This window comes from Clostridium intestinale (assembly GCF_035905475.1).
GTDB classification, from domain to species: domain Bacteria; phylum Bacillota; class Clostridia; order Clostridiales; family Clostridiaceae; genus Clostridium_T; species Clostridium_T intestinale.
The window spans coordinates 2,635,501-2,652,426 of the sequence record NZ_CP121166.1 but is presented as its reverse complement, the minus strand read 5'-3'; the positions used below and the strand labels follow the sequence as shown (position 1 = coordinate 2,652,426).

The window sequence follows — 16,926 nt, the reverse complement described above, 5'->3', positions numbered from 1 at the left end:
AGGATTTTTTTATTTTTGCATTCAATATTAATAGATAATTAATATTGTTTAGAATTTGTTTAGAATAATAGAGTAATATAGATTATGTAAAAAGAAATTACGAAAGGGGGAAAGTGGATGAGTAAATTGACAAAAAAGAAGATTTCATCACTATTAGTTTCTGCAATATTTACTTCAAACCTATTTAATGGGATTATAGCAAATGCAGCAGAAAATAATGATGTCGAAATTTCTTTAAAACCTCAATTTAATGCCGACATAGTACTGACGGTTGGAGACAGCTCTGTAGATTCAACTAGTTTTGAAGCAGACTTAAAGGCAAAACTTAGTTCGCTTGGTGTACAAGATTCTAGGATAAAAATTTCTGGTTTAAAATCAGAAGCGGTAAGTGCGGAAGATACTTTCGCGTGGAATATTTATGATCACAAGGGTAACTGGGGAGAAGACAATTATCCAAATGGAGATGGAAAACCAAATCCAGCAGATAATCAACACATAATTGTAAAAAATGATGGTAAAAACATTGTTTTTTATGGATATGGACGACCTGGTTATAAAGATTTTATGTATATGCCAAACAAATCAAATTCAAAGAAAAGTTTTGAATTTGAAATAAATGAAGCTGGTATAAACTACCATAGCATGGAGGGTGGCGGATTCTTATTCAATACAGACATTAATGAGAACGGAATCCTAAATGGATATGCAATATTATTTACTGAGTATGGGGTAGCTCTATATAAGATAAATGATGTAAATGCAAATAATTTTCACAATGATGAATATGGCTATGGGCTACAATATTATTCAGGTGTTGAATTAATTGGAAGCTATAATAAGGATTCATCCTCAAAGCATGTAATAAAAATAGAAACTACTAAAAACTCTATAAGTATGTGGGATAATGGTAATAAAACCATTGATAACTTACAACTAGATAGTGAATATGGTAATGGTTTTGGACCTATAGCAAGCTATACATCTCATGGATGTAATATTTTATCTTACTTTGAGTTTAATAATTTAAGCATGAAAACTACAAGTTATAAGAAGTTTAAAGATCTGATTAAAGAACCTGAATGGGAAATAGCTTCAAAGAAGTTTGTTGTTAACTTAAATGATACTTCAGACTCAGATTTCCATGATTCTACTGCATATGGTGAAATTCAATCTAGAATAACGAGTGAAAACTTACATTATATAGGTTGGGGAACTAGTGCAAATGAAGCAGAAGCTAAAGATTTAGTAGCTAAAAATAATTCTAATGGTATTTATGTTGATAATACTAATTATAGTGAGTCTATTGATAAAATAGCTACATACATATATAATGTGTTAAATCAAGAAAGTAGCGGAGCTACTAAAGTATTGATAGGACAACCTATTGATGTTGCGGTTACTCCAAGTGAATACAAAGAAGATACTGCTAATGAGGATTACCCATTAGGAGGATGGAAATTTAATCACGATGATACATATTATGAAAATGCTATGGGAAAAGCAACTTTTGATGGTCAGTACATGGATAGTTTAGAGGCAACTTTTGATAAACCAGGTAAATATGACATTACTTTTAGAGATAATGTAGTTACACCTAACACAGTTTATGCTCATAGACTTCCAATAGCTTCATTTGATTTTGATTTACAAAATGACAATGGAACTTATACTGTAGCTCTTACAGATAAATCATTTGATTTAGATAGACAAAGTCAATCTGATAGAGGAATAGCAGATGTAAAATGGCAATGGAGAGAAGTAACTTCATCTACATGGATTGATGGGCAAATTCCAAGCTCTTTAGATGCAAATAAGCAATATTTAGTACAATTAACAGTAAAAGATTATGATGATGCTTGGAGTAATCCTTCAGTTAAATATATCTCAACTGTTTCAGATTCTACTAAAAAATCAATTGCAAGCTTTATTATTGCACCTGAAGTTCTTTATACTCCGATTAATAAAGATATAACAATTGTAGATAATAGTTATGATCCTCAAGGAAGAGTAATAACTGAAAAAGTTTGGAAAGTATTTAAAGATGGACAAGAGATTTACTCAGGTTCAACTCCTATGACAGATTTTTCAGGGAAATCAGCAGGAGATTATACTGTAACTTTAGTTGTAAAGACAGCTGATGGTTATTCAGACAAATTCTCTAGAACATTTACTGTGAAAGATGTTCAACAAGAAGCTAATAACGCTAAAGATAATGTAAACATAGGTTATGAACAAGGGGATAATGAGAATAGTGTAACAAAGAATATAACATTACCTACTACAGGACCTGATAATACATTAATTAGATGGACTTCATCTGATCCAGCTATAACTAAATATGGAGAAGTTACTAGACCTAATATTGTTGAAGGAGATAAGACAGTTACTTTAACTGCTACTGTATACAATAATGGAGTAACATCAACAAAGACTTTCACAGTTATAGTTAAGGCTGCACCAAATAATGTTCCTGTATTAACTGATGGAAGTAAATCCTTAGAAAAAAATACTGATCTAGGATTTAAGTTAGAAGATTTCACCTCACTCTATAGTGATAGTGAAGGAAGTGATTTAACTAAGATAAAAATCACATCAATACCTCATAATGGAATCCTAATTTATAATGAATCAACAATTAAAGTTAATGATGAAATATCGGCAGCAGGTTTGGATACACTTATATTTAGACCAGCTTCAGAGTTTGTAGGAAGTGCTGAATTTACATATGAAGCTTACGATGGGTATGGATATTCACTTCCAGCTAAGTTCACTGTAAATGTTCAAGACAGTATTCCAGCAACCGTTAGCGATGTAAAAATTAATTCAGACAATGCTAAATCTCCAAACTATGCTAAAGAAGGAGATACTATTACATTAACATTTACTGCGAGTGAAGAGCTAAGTGAGAATCCTAAGGTAATTATTTTAGGAAAAGAAGCTACAGTTACTAAACTTTCAGGTAACAACTATCAAGCTACTTATGTAGTTGAAAAAGAAGATACTCAAGGAGTTGTAGAATTTGAGATAGGTTCTATAAAAGATAAGAGCAATAATGTATCTCAAGAAGTAACTACAACTACTGATAACAGTAGTATTATAGTAGAAACAATCCCACCAACTGTATCTAATATAGTTGAAGGACAAAGCTACAAGCCAGGTGTTATTCCAGAAGTTACTAAGGGTACAGTATTTTTAGATAATGAAGAATTTACTTTAGGAAACAAGATAGAAACTGAGGGCAACCATACTTTAGTTGTTGTTGATAAAGCTGGAAATACCACTACTGTTAACTTTAACATTGATGGAACTGCTCCTAAACTATCAGATATTACTGATAATGCGTATTACAATAAACCAGTTGCACCTAAATTTAATGAAGGTACAGCTACACTTAATGGAAAACCATATGTATCTGGAGATGAAATATCAGAAGAAGGAACTTATCAGCTAATAGTAACTGATGAGGCTGGAAATGTAAGTACAGTGAACTTTGTAATTGATAAGACTCCCCCAACAGTTAGTGATGTTCTACAAGATGGTCAATACAATAAAGATGTTAATGTAACCTTTAATAAGGGGACAGCAACTCTTAATGGAAAACCATATACATCTGGTACCAAAATATCAGAAGAAGGAACTTACGAACTTGTTGTAACGGATCAAGCTGGAAATGTAAGTACAGTGAACTTCACTATTGATAAAACTGCTCCTATTATAGATGGAGTTGAAAATGGTGAAAGCTATAATAAAGATGTTGAAGTAACTTTTAATGAAGGTACAGCAACACTAAATGGGAAACCTTTTGAAAGTGGAAGCAAAGTTACAGAAGAAGGACAATATACAATTAATGTTGTTGATAAAGCAGGAAATATTTCTACAAGAACTTTTGTAATTGATAAAACAGCTCCAGTAGTTAGTGGAGTTGAAGATGGTAACCACTATAATAACAAAGTGAATGTAAGCTTTAATGAAGGTACAGCAACACTAAATGGAGCACCATTTACTAGTGGAACAGAAATAACACAAGAAGGAACTTACACACTTGTAGTAAAAGATAGTGCTGGAAATACTACTACAAAAACTTTCATAATTGATAAGACAGCTCCAGTAGTTACTAACCTTAAATCTGGAGAAACTTACAAAGAAGATATGACACCACAATTTAATGAAGGAACTGCAACTCTAGATGGAAAACCATATGAGCCAGGTAATCCAGTAACTGAAGAAGGAAGTCATACTTTAGTTGTAAAAGATAAGGCTGGTAATACTACAGTAGTTAACTTTACTATTGATAAGTCAATGCCAAAAACATTAGATCTTAAAGGTAAGGTTCAAACTTCAAACGGACCAGTAACAAATGCTAAAGTAACACTAGTTGACGCTGATGGCAAAACTATTGGAACTACTACAACAGATGAAAATGGAAACTATACATTCAAAGATCAAAAGACAGGTTTATACAAGGTTATAGTAAATAAGGATGGACTTGAGCAACAGACACAAGTAAATCTTCAACCTACTAAACCAACAGATAAAGAAAAAGTTCAAGATGTTTATGTATCTAAGTACAGAGTAACAGTAACAGCTTCACCTAACTCAATAGTAGGAGACGGGGAAGATTCTACAACCCTAACAGTACAAGTATTAGATGAAAACAATAAACCTGTACCAGGAAAAACTGTTACTATAAATGTAACTAGTGGTACTCTTAAAAATGGAAACACAATTATAACTGATGCAAATGGAAATGCATTATTTACTCTACAATCTTCAAAGGTTTCTGGAGACGACATGTTAACAGTAACAGTTGGTGCTAAAGTAGATGGCTTAGATGTTCCAGTGACTAATAATGCAATAGTACATTTTGCACCGGGAAGCATTAAGGGAGTAGTTGTAGATAATACAACAGGAAAACCAGTTGCAGGAGCTATAGTTGAAGTTTCTAAAGACTTTGATAATAATGGAATTCCAGATTTCTATGCTAAATATGTAACAGGAAATGATGGTAAGTACAAAATAGCAATTCCTAAGGGAAATGTTAAATACGATGTTAAAATTACTAAAAACATTACCATTGGAAATATATCAAAAACTGTTACATTTAATCAAAAAACTAATGCAGGCGCTGTTTCTTCAGAAGGTAAAGAAAGTTATGATAGTGCAAACACTGCAACTGGATTACTACTAATGAAAGATCCTGCTGGAAATGTTAAGAATTTAGATAGTTACACTAATTATAGTATGACTATACTAGATGAAAACGGCAATATAGTTTCAGGGATTTTAGAAGATGAGAACCCAAGCAATGAAAATGGTGGAGTATTTAACTTCAGTGGTTTAGAAAAAGGAAAAACTTATTACGCAGCTGTTTATTATAATCTTCCAGACGGAAGCAAGATAAAAGTTGGTACATCAAAAATCCAAGTTAATAATGATGGCGAATTGAATATTGCTAACTGCTTGATTGACCCATATGGAGATATAACAAACATTGAAAATGGAAATTTAATATCAGGAGCACACGTTAAGTTATACTATGCTGATACTCAAAGAAATAGAGATAAGGGAATAAAACCACATACACTAGTTGAATTACCAACAGTTAATGATTTCCCTCCAGCAGATAACTTAAATCCTCAATTTAGTGATGCTAATGGTAAGTATGCGTGGATGGTATTCCCACACACTGATTACTATATAGTAGCTACAGCAGATGGATACGAAAATTATACAAGTAGTATAATTACAGTAGAAGAGGAGATTGTTAGACACGATATTCAAATGACTCCTATAAAGAAGGCTGTTAATACTTCTGGTGATAAGTTAGTACAAACTGGATCATTAGTAGATATAAACATATTATTTGCAATAGGATTAATATTAGCTGTTGCTGGTATAGTTTTAGTTAGAAGAAAAGAAACAAAAGAAAATTAAAGCTATATATTTGACCGACCAAATCATTTGATTTGGTCGGTTTTTATCTTTATATGAATTCATTATAAGAAATTATTGTAATTTTATGCTATAATATGTAAGGGGATTAGTAAGTAGTAAGGGGTGCAGTATGTTTAAGGTTATAATTGTTGAAGATGAATTACCGAATCTACAGCTGATAAAGATGCTTTTAGCTGAAAACAAAAATATAGAAATAATTGGAGAATATCTAAGTTCAAATAAAGCTTGGGAGAATATACAATTAGATAAACCAGATGCGGTATTTCTTGATATAGAAATGCCTGGTATGAATGGAATGCTTTTAGCTGAAAAAATAAAAAAATATGATGAAAATATACAAGTGGTTTTTATGACTGCCTATAATCAGTATGCAGTTGAAGCCTTTAGAATTAATGCGATACATTACATACTTAAACCTATATCAGAAGAGGCAATTGATGATTCTATTGAAAGATTATTAAAAAATAAAAAAGGTGCCGTTGAAAATAAAGCAGAAGAAAAATATTTAGTAGAGTGTTTTGGAACTTTTAAAGTTTTTAATAAAACAAGGGAGAATACAATAAAGTGGATAACATCAAAGTCAGAGGAATTATTTGCATATTTTATATGTAATAGAGGGCAATGGGTGGATAAATGGAAGCTTTGTGATATGTTTTGGAGTCAATCTACGCCTAAAAATGCAGAACATAATTTACATAGTACTATAAATAGATTAAAAAACTCTTTAAAGTCAATAGGTATAGAAAACATAATTGAATATAGTCAAGGTATGTATAAAGCTTATTTAGAAGAGTTTGATTGCGACTTATGGAAATTTGATGAATTTATGAGAAACAATTCTGATTTTAATATATGTGATTTAGAAAGAATAGCTAAGTTAAGTAATAGTGAGCTATTTGAAGGTAAAGACTATCCATGGTGTACAGAGTTAAGAGAAAATTACAACAGGTATTATACTGATTTAATAAATAAAATTGTGGATTATTATAGTGAGAGAGAGGATTTAAATAAAACTGAAATGTACATTAGTAGATTATTAGAGTTAAATCCACTAAATGATAATATAAACGAAAAAATTATAGATTTATATTATAAACAAGGTAATTTAATAAAAAGTATTTCTCAATATAAGAAAATAAATGAACTATATAAAAAAGAATTAGGAATTGAATTTATCCTCTCTAGTAAAGAGTTATATAAGCGGATAGCTTTAATAGAAGAAGTAACAGAATTATGATATCTGTTACTTCTTTTTTTTGTAGAAATTTGGCGATAAATTGATAAATCAAAGTGTGAGTTTGTGAGAAATTTGTGAGAATATTGTAGTAAAATAAGGAAAAAGAGATGATATTTATAGGAGGGATATGGTATATGGTTAAAAAAATAGTTAATAAGATGTCAATAAATAAGGCAATATTGTTTTATAAACTATTCAGAGTAGGATTTAAATTTCATAATGGAAAAGGAACTCCATTTATAGAAATATAGGATATATAGTTAAGAGAAGAGTCTTTACAGATTTAATTAGAAGTTAGATTTGTAAAGACTCTTATTTATTATCCCTAGTTTATTTTTAAATTAAATAAAAGCTGTATATAAGAATTTTAAATTAATGTTATAATGAATATAGTATAAAAAATTCTTATATACGGGCAGGGGTTGGCAATGAGAATTATAAATGATAGATACATTGTAGAAAAGATAATTTCTAATGGGGATCATATTAGTAGTTACCTTGTAAAAGATAAAATTAATAATAAGAAGTATGTTTTTAATATCGTAGAAACTAAACTACTAAATGATAGAATAAAGGATAATATTTTATCTAGCATTACTTGGATTAAAAATCTGAATTTTGCTGGAATAATTAACCTCTATGATTTTATTACAATAGAAAATATAGATGGAGCAAAAAGCGAAGGTAGGAAGTTTGCTTATTTAACTGAAGAGCTTAATGAAGGTGCTAAAAAGATTTCGGATATTAAGCCAAATAATATTGACATAAAGTTAAATGTATTTGCTCAGCTAGTAGTCATTATCAACACCTTAATATTAAAGGGATACGTGTATGATAAATTAGATTTAGATAATATATTTTATTTACCAAATGGAGACGTAAAGCTTGGTGATATCCTATCTATAGAAATAGAAAGGATAAATTTAAGCAATGATTTAATAGAAAACATTCTATTAGTTACTGAGGATAATAAAGAGGACTATTATAAGTTTAATGACTTAACATATATTTTTAATTGTATTTTTGAAAATGAACTTCAAAAAAATAAGGATGAGCATAGGTCTTTAAGTAGATTATATAAAAAGCTTATAGAAAAAGCATTTTCAGATTTTGAATCTATTATAGAATATATAAATTTTAAATTTAATAAGACATTTCCTAAATTCGATTATAGTTATTTAAATAGGATAAATACTGAGCTACCCATAATAGGAAGAGAGTATGAAATTAATAAATTTATTCAGAAAGTAGATGCTGTTGTAGCTAAAAATATTCAGTTTTCTATAACATCTATAAGTGGTGATGAAGGTAGCGGGAAAACAAAATTATTAAATCATTTCAAAAATATAATAGATAAAAAATTTGATGATAATGTAAATATTATTGATATAGAAACGCTTGTAAACAAAAGTATCAGTACTGAAGAAAATAAAAGAGTAGTATTTAACTTTCTTCAAGGTATATGGGATAAAAAACAAAAAGAAAAATATGAAAAATACATTGAAGAATTCTTCTATTTAGTAGTAAACTCAAAGGAAATGTATACTGAGGAAGATAAAAATACTTATTTAATAATAATTAATAGAATAACCAAGTTTTTATCAGAAATAGCTAAGAATAAGTTTACTGTGTTATTTCTTGATGATATTGAGAGCAAAACCTATATAGGAAAGCTATTTTTGAAGTATCTATGTCTTTCACAAATTTCAATAGAAAACTTCCTAGTAGTAATAACTTATAATGATAATAAGATTAAAAATTCTATGGGGATTGATAATTTTATTCAAGAGTTTAAACTAAATAAAGATTTCGATGAATATAATTTAAACTATTTAAATGAACATGACACAAGAAAACTAATACGAAATATGTTAAATACATCTTTGGATTTATATGATTTTTCTAACAAAATATATAAAGAAACATTAGGTAATCCAATGTATGTAATTGAAATTATAAAGAAGCTATTTGCAGATAAAGTAATATATATTTCTGAAAAAACTGGTAAGTGGAAAGAAAACCTAAAGGACAAAGAGATAGCATTACCTAAAAATATAGAAGAAGAAGTTCAAAGGGAATTAAAAAGGGTTTCTGATGTTTCTTATAATATCCTTAAGAAATTATCTATGTTTAAAAATCCAATAGAAGAAGAACTGTTATATAGTTTAGGAATATTGGATAAAGATAATATGAGAGAGTTTAAACAACTTACAGTTGATGATTATATAGGGGAAAGAATATCTGATAGAGGGATATTATATGGAATGAATAATAATCTTATGAAGAAAATTATCTATAGAAACACCTCTATAAAAGAAAAAAATATATGGCATAGAGAAATAAGTGATTTTTTGGAAGAGAAAATTAAAGAAGGGTATTCCTACGAGGATGAGCTTATTTATCAATTAGAAATATTAGAAGAAGACGATAAGTTTGTTAGGTTATGTAAAGAGTGTGGAGAGCGGGAATTTAAAGCGTGGAATAATAATAAGGCTATATATTACTATAACAGATGTTTAGAATCCAAGAGTATAAGCAATGAAGCCTATATTGATATAAGCTTAATTTTGGCAGATTTATATTATAGGGATGGTAATATTGATGAGAGTATTAATTGTTATAAGAGCTTATTGTATATTGTAAAAGAAAAAGAAATTAGAACTTATTGTTATGCAAGAATTGTTGCCATAGGATATAGAGTAGAAGATTCAAGTTTTTTAGAAAAATGTTTAAGTGAATGTAGGACTATACTTGATGAAATTGATTATCATAAAGGTGAAGTAGCTTATTTGCTTGCAAAAGCTAAATATAAAAATTTCTTAGGCGAATATAGAGAAGCAATAAAAATTTCATTATATGCTTTAGAATTTTCAAAATATAAATATATGGATTTAGTAGGCTATATTTGTATATGTCTTGGAGATTCATATATAAGTATAAATGAGAAAAATAAACCAATAGAATATTTTAACTTAGCAAAAAGGTATTTTAAGGAAACATACAATTTTAGAGGAATAATATCATCAGATTTCAATATAGGAAATTATTTTTTTAGGATAGAAGAAGATAACAATGAAGCTCTTACGAATTTATATAATGTTCAAAAGGCAGCTAATAAATATGAGATTGAAGACTTTATTGTCCTAAGTAATGTGTATATAGCAGAAGTATATATTTATCAAAGAAAATATAAAGGTGCATTTGAACTTTTACAGGAAGCTTTAAATAGAACTAGTAGTAATTCCCTAGAATATTACAGGGGTCGGGCATGTTTTATGATTACTGAATGTTCTATAGAATTAAATGAATTCCATTTGGCATATAGATATTTAGAACTAGGAAAATTAGTTATTGATAAATTTACTTCCAAAGGAGTATTTCTTAAATATTTAACAAGTGTAATGGCTAAGTATTATTACGCTATAAGCGACTACGAGAAGCTATGGGAGATTATTGATAACAACATAAATGAAGGTGAATACTCTAACCACATAGCGCTTAAAATTGAGTGTAAACAGCATTTTTATAATTTAAGAAGATGTATATCAGAAGAAGATATAAAAAAGGAAATCAATGAAATCTATAAAAAGAGTAAAAATATAAAAGACACTTATTTTAAGAGTAATTTACTTCTAGATTTTATTATTGCGCTTGAAGAGATGGGATATAGGAATTTAGCAAAAGAAGTTTATGAAAACTTAGAAACTATAGAAAAAGATAATAAACTGATGCTAAAGCAGAAATATATACAGTTGATTTTAGATGATAATAAAACAAGAGTTTCAAGTGACATAGAAGTATTACTAAATTATATGGATGATAAAAAATTACTTTCTAAAGTTTATTTAAAAATTGGTGAAATCCATGAATTGAATAATGAATTTATAGAAGCTATAGAAAGTTATTATAAAGTTATAACCATATTGAATAGGATTATAAAAACCCTTCCAATAAAATATAAACTAAATTATATTAATAGTGGAATATTATTAAAAGTCTACAATAACATAGTTAACTGTTTTAATAATAAATTAAAGACTCAAATATTTGTGAAGAAAGAAGTAATTAAATCCCTTCAAGAGTTTGATGAATTAATGAATGAGTTAGAAATAGATAACTTAATTAAAAATAGGGAGTTTTTATATAAACTAAAAGAAAATTTTGAAGAAAGTTATTCAAATGATTTTAATGATATTTATGATGTATTAGATGGTTTTAAGAGTGATATTATAAGTAATATAGAAAACCTTACAAAATATATATGCAAATTAACTTTAGCTGAGAGCGCTATAGTCACTATGCAAGATTTAGAAGGCTTAGAAACAATAATATATAACTACAGAGCTATAAACCCTAGGACAAAAGTTGAATTCTTTAAGAGTAAATTTAGTACTGAAGAAGATGGAAAGATAGTAAAAGTAGACCTAAATAGAGCTAATATAGCAGATGAGGATTTATTGCCTAAAGAGATGAAATCAGCTATATATTTAAAAATAAAAAACAAGATAAGAATAGAATCTAAGGAAAATATTCAAGGATCTATAATACTTTATTCTAATAGACATTTAAACAATATAAATGAACAGTCCTTAAAAGAATTAAAAACCCTAACTCCTTTGTTAGGATTTCTATTAGATAAATATAATTTAACTTTGAATTCTACAATAGATAAATTAACTAACGTATATAATAGAAAATATTTTGAAGCTAGTTTAGCCGATCTTTTAGAAAGCTCAAGAGCGAACAAAAAAGAGTTTTCTATTGCAATAATGGATATTGATAATTTTAAAGGAGTTAATGATAAATACGGACATCATTTTGGAGATAAAGTTTTAAGCTATGTAGCAGCTATAACAAAGGAGACAGTTGATAAAAATGATGTTGTAGGGCGTTATGGGGGAGAAGAATTTGTTATTATATTCCCAGATAAAAATCAATATGAAGCTTTTGAAACCTGTGAAAAGTTTAGAGAAAAAATACAAAAAAGCTCCTTATTAGGGAATGGACTAGAAGTTACTATTAGTATAGGGATTTCTCAGTACCCCATACATTCAAATTCTAGCGATAATCTTATAAAAATGGCTGATGAGGCATTATATGTGGCTAAAAATACCGGGAAAAATAGAACTGTCATATGGAATAATGAAGTTGGATCATCCAGTAAAATAAATGATAAGCTTGCAGGTATATTGTCTGGAAATACTATAAATGATTATAGAAAATTAAGTGCTATTACAGATATAATAGACTTAATTAGAAGAAAAACAGAGAAGAAAGATAAAATATATGAGTTTTTAACAAGAGTCATGGAAATATCAGAAGCTCAAGAAAGCACTTTGTTTTTAATAGAAAATAAGATAATTGTGGATGAATTTTCAAGAAAAAGATACAAGGATGGATGGAATAAAGCAAGTGATATTAACAATAATATGGTACTTGAGGTTATAGAAAGTAGAGTTGGAGCTTATCTAGTTAACTGGGATGGCGAAGGTAAAAAAAATGATAGTTATTGGATACCAGATTGGAAGTCTATTTTAATAGTGCCTATTATTTATAATGGATTTGTAAAAGGAGTATTATATCTTACTGTTTCAATAAATGAAAAAGAGTTTAATCATAATGACTTAAATTTTGTTGATACACTGTCAGGAATATTTGCAGCTATAATATAAATTTTAATAAAGCATTCTCAACTCAGTAGTTGAGAATGCTTTTAATATAATGTTAAAATGTATTTAATTGATTATTAATAAAGATTTGTTAGAGTATATTAATAATTAAAAATATTGAATGATTTGTTAATTTATATATAAATTGAAAAAGGCACACTTATTGAAAAATAAGGTCGCAAAGTTTTGGGTCTAAGGAAGTTAATTCTATGATTGCCAAGCTACCAAAATAACAATATTTAAATTACGTTATTGCGTATTTTGGCACTTACTTTTTGTAAGTGTTTTATTTTTAATAAATATAAAACTTAATTTGATATAATGGGGGGACAAAAATGATAACACTTTATGAACCTATTGAGAATTTCAACACGGTAGAAGATGAAGTTGATAAGTCTGTTGGGGGGTTATGTAGTATACTCGGTTATGATGTTGCAACAATAATAAAGTTTTCAGATAAAAATAGTATTGCTATATCTAAAAGAACCCTTATGAGGAAGGGCGCTGACTATGTAAGTCTAAATAAAGATTGGATAAACATCATTGAAGAATCATCTAGAACTATACTGAGTTTAGTTAAAAAGAAAAAACAGATTGTTATATATGATAAGGAGGATAATAATGATGAATATGTACCACTAACACCTAGAACTTTTGCTGAAATTTATATTCCTATTTTTTCAGAAGATGGAGTTAATAAAGAATTAATAGCATGTATTTATTTAGCATTAATAGCTAAAGTTAATACAATTACAATTACAGATTTAATGGATAGTAAAGTAAGTGATATCATCTATAAACTTCAGAGATTATACCAAGTTATATATTTAAAATGGAAAAGAAATGAGGCTATTTTAAATCTGGTAAATATGATGTCAGAGGTAATAAGAGAAAAAGAGCCGTTTATACTACTACATCCATATCATGTTGCTCAACTTTCAACTGAGATAGCGAAGAAGTTAAAATTGAAAAATGAAATTATAAAAAGAATATATATATCTAGTGTATTACATGATGTTGGGAAGATTTATTTAGATAAAGATGTGTTAAATAAAGAGGATAAACTTAGTGAAGAAGAGTACAATAACCTTAAGCAACATTCTATTTATGGAGCTAATATAGTTAGCGGGGTAGCCGGATTAAATGAAGAAGCTATTATTGTAAGGCATCATCATGAAAGATATGATGGTAAAGGATATCCCAATGGATTAAGAGGAGAAGATATTCCTCTTGAAAGTAGAATAATATGCGTAGCAGATGCAGTAGATGCCATGTTATCTCATAGAAGTTTTAGAACTGCAAAAACTATAGATTTTGTAATTACTGAACTTTTAAGAAATAAAAGAAAGCAATTTGATCCTAAAATAGTAGATATCATGATAGAAATATTGTTAAAAACAAAAGAGGAATCAGAAAATATTTTATCGGATGCTATAGTATGGAGTACGTTAATAATCAATACAGAAAAAAAGGTTTATTCAATTGAAGGGACAATAGGGAAATATAATTCCTTATTCTTTTTTAAAGCAGAGAAATTCAATTTTATATCTCAAATAGATAAATCAACAGTCAAAAGCATAAGTCTTTATATAAATAAGAATAATAAAATAGTGCAGTATCAAGTTAAATCAAATTATTATGAAGAAAATATAATACACATATCAGATTTTAAAAGTGTACCTTTTACTGAATACTTTAGTGTGTTATGGGATTTAGAAGGTCAGATGTTTATAGAAAAAAATATAAATTTTGATGTTAATATATATAAGCTTGGAGGAAGCTCATTGACATTTAGCATGGATGAAGATAGATTTTCGAGGCACATAGAAGACAAGATAATCTCAATAAAAATTCGTTTCGAAAATGGGGATAATATAGTAGTAAGTGGTAAAATAGCTAAAAACTTTAAGGTGATGAAAAAATATTATTATGAATTTTTATATGTAAATATACCTGAAACTATAAAAGATAAAATCTTCAATCAAATATTTAGACGTCAGCTTCAATTAAAAAACTTAATAAATAGGTCTGATTTTTAATTGATGATAAGTTTTAAGTGTTTCATGATTTATATTTTGACAAACAATAATCTGTATTATAGTATTAATATATAATATGTCGAATTTTACAACACGATGTTTATTTTCATGGGTTATGAATAGTTAAACCAGAAAATAATCAAATTATTTTTATATGAAACATTTATATGATTAAAAAAGTTTTTAAAAGTGGATAAAAAGTGTTTAGACTTAAGTTATTTGTACGATTATAATAATATAGATTATTTGTGGTAAGGTGTGAAGTGGGTGAATATGGAGATTTTGAATAAAATCGATAATTTAGATGATATTGTTCTTATAAGGTGCATAATTAAAAGGGATTATGGTGATTATTTTAAGGCGGAAGATTATCAAGGGAATAAATACATAATTGCCAAAAATAAAACTTCTAAAAAATTTAAAAAGGGTACAGATGACACTTTTTATGCTGTAAAAGAAAAAACAGGAGTTATTTTCAAAAAAGAAGTATATCATCCTGTTAGCTCGTCTGAGTACATAGAATTAAAAGAACATTTTGAAAAGGGTATTGGACTAAATTAGTTTAATACCTTTTTTAGTTTACAAAAAGTGAATTTTTATTACTCAGCTTAACAATAAATTTGATATAATAAATAAAAAGAAGGGGGCTACGTTATGTTTAAAAATATGAGAAGAAGTGATCGAGAATTATCACAAGAAGAAGCTTTAGTGATTTTAGAAAAATGCAGTTTTGGAGTATTATCTGTTTTAGGTGATAATGATTATGCATATGGTGTTCCTTTAAATTATGTTTTCTCTAATAACAATGTATATATACATTGTGCAAAGCAAGGATTTAAACTAGATTCTTTAAGAAAAAATCCGAAGGTTTGCTTTACAGTAGTTGGTGCAACAGAAACACTAGCTGATAAGTTTTCAACTAATTATGAAAGTGCAATTGTGTTTGGAAAAGCTATAGAAATTATTGAATCTGAGAAAATAGAAGCTCTTAAGACATTTATCTATAAATTTTCGCCAGATTTTAAGGAAGAAGGAATGCAGTACATAGAAAAAGCAGCATCTGCCACAACTGTTATTAAAATAGAATCTCAAAAAATTACAGGAAAAGCAAGAAGATAGGTTTTGATGATTAACAAGTTCATTTCGTGAGGTATATATTATTATAATAGCAGTTTTATTCATTAATTGATTTTAAGCTAGGAGGGATACTAATGACGAAGAAGAAAATAGCTATAGTTCCTAATGTCTATACTGACTATGATAGGATGGGAATAAATTCAGATTACGTTTATTCTATAGCTGAAGCAGGGGCGTATCCTATAATTTTTTCACTTATAGATGATGAGGAGTATATGCATCAAATTTTAGAAGACGTTGATGGTATAGTTATAACAGGGGGTGTAGATTTAGACCCTTTAAGATATGGTGAAGAACCAAGGACACTTCAAGGTCCAATTGATCCTATAAGAGATTCATTCGATTTAAAGATTATTGATAAAGCAATTAAATTGAATAAAGGAATACTAGGAATATGCAGAGGACATCAAAGTTTAAATGTATATTTTGGAGGAAGTTTATATCAGGATATCAGCTACGGATATGATAACCCATTAAAACATGCTCAACAAGCTAATAAAGATTATGGAACTCATACAGTAGAATTTAAAAAAGGAAGCATACTTTATGAAATTTTTGGATATAAAACAATAGCTAATAGCTATCATCATCAAGTTATTAAAGATTTAGGTAAAGGTGTGATTGCTACTGGGCATACAAAGGATGGAGTTATTGAAGGAATAGAAGTTGAAGGATATTCTAATATAATAGGAGTTCAATGGCACCCAGAAAAGATGTTAGGAAATAAAGAAATGGAAAGACTTTTTAAACACTTTATAGACATGCTATAAATTTTAAGAAAAAAATAGAAAATGTAACAATACTTGCTTGGATTATTTAAAAATTAATCGGACAATATAATAGTGTAAGCAAGATAAAAGAAAAATTCTTTTAAAAGCTTATAAATCCA

7 protein-coding genes and 1 riboswitch are annotated in these 16,926 nt (G+C 28.1%); all 7 genes read left to right on the top strand.

What is annotated here, in order from left to right; all coding sequences use genetic code 11:
• The first annotated feature begins 117 nt into the window (after window positions 1-117).
• The 7 genes from P8F83_RS13630 to P8F83_RS13600 all read left to right on the top strand — a co-directional run bounded on the left by P8F83_RS13630 (window position 118) and on the right by P8F83_RS13600 (window position 16,807).
• Window positions 118-5,934 carry an immunoglobulin-like domain-containing protein gene (locus tag P8F83_RS13630; RefSeq protein WP_326511574.1) on the top strand — a complete coding sequence of 1,939 codons (5,817 nt, stop codon included), beginning with the start codon at window positions 118-120 and terminating at the stop codon, window positions 5,932-5,934.
• Between the two features lie 130 nt (window positions 5,935-6,064).
• The gene (locus tag P8F83_RS13625) at window positions 6,065-7,192 is read left to right on the top strand and encodes a response regulator (protein WP_326511573.1); all 1,128 of its coding nucleotides are present in this window, start codon (window positions 6,065-6,067) and stop codon (window positions 7,190-7,192) included.
• Window positions 7,193-7,620: 428 nt separating this feature from the next.
• Complete coding sequence (locus P8F83_RS13620) at window positions 7,621-12,864, top strand: diguanylate cyclase (RefSeq protein ID WP_326511572.1); 5,244 nt, start codon at window positions 7,621-7,623, stop codon at window positions 12,862-12,864.
• A 140-nt stretch (window positions 12,865-13,004) separates the two neighbouring features.
• Window positions 13,005-13,090: riboswitch (cyclic di-GMP riboswitch) on the top strand.
• A 106-nt stretch (window positions 13,091-13,196) separates the two neighbouring features.
• Window positions 13,197-14,900, top strand: a complete 1,704-nt coding sequence (locus P8F83_RS13615; protein ID WP_326511571.1) for an HD-GYP domain-containing protein — start codon at window positions 13,197-13,199, stop codon at window positions 14,898-14,900.
• 267 nt (window positions 14,901-15,167) lie between these two features.
• On the top strand, window positions 15,168-15,461 hold the full coding sequence (locus P8F83_RS13610; RefSeq protein WP_286906895.1) for a hypothetical protein: 294 nt from the start codon (window positions 15,168-15,170) through the stop codon (window positions 15,459-15,461).
• Between the two features lie 93 nt (window positions 15,462-15,554).
• Entirely contained in the window at window positions 15,555-16,019 is a 465-nt protein-coding gene (locus P8F83_RS13605) for a pyridoxamine 5'-phosphate oxidase family protein (protein WP_326511570.1), read from the top strand.
• Between the two features lie 92 nt (window positions 16,020-16,111).
• Window positions 16,112-16,807 (top strand): gamma-glutamyl-gamma-aminobutyrate hydrolase family protein, encoded by a 696-nt coding sequence (locus tag P8F83_RS13600; protein ID WP_326511569.1) that lies wholly within the window; start codon window positions 16,112-16,114, stop codon window positions 16,805-16,807.
• Window positions 16,808-16,926: the final 119 nt, after the last annotated feature.

Coding starts and splice junctions, on each gene's coding strand:
- P8F83_RS13630 (WP_326511574.1), top strand. CDS start 118: ATGAGTAAATTGACAAAAAAGAAGATTTCATCACTATTAGTTTCTGCA.
- P8F83_RS13625 (WP_326511573.1), top strand. CDS start 6,065: ATGTTTAAGGTTATAATTGTTGAAGATGAATTACCGAATCTACAGCTG.
- P8F83_RS13620 (WP_326511572.1), top strand. CDS start 7,621: ATGAGAATTATAAATGATAGATACATTGTAGAAAAGATAATTTCTAAT.
- P8F83_RS13615 (WP_326511571.1), top strand. CDS start 13,197: ATGATAACACTTTATGAACCTATTGAGAATTTCAACACGGTAGAAGAT.
- P8F83_RS13605 (WP_326511570.1), top strand. CDS start 15,555: ATGTTTAAAAATATGAGAAGAAGTGATCGAGAATTATCACAAGAAGAA.
- P8F83_RS13600 (WP_326511569.1), top strand. CDS start 16,112: ATGACGAAGAAGAAAATAGCTATAGTTCCTAATGTCTATACTGACTAT.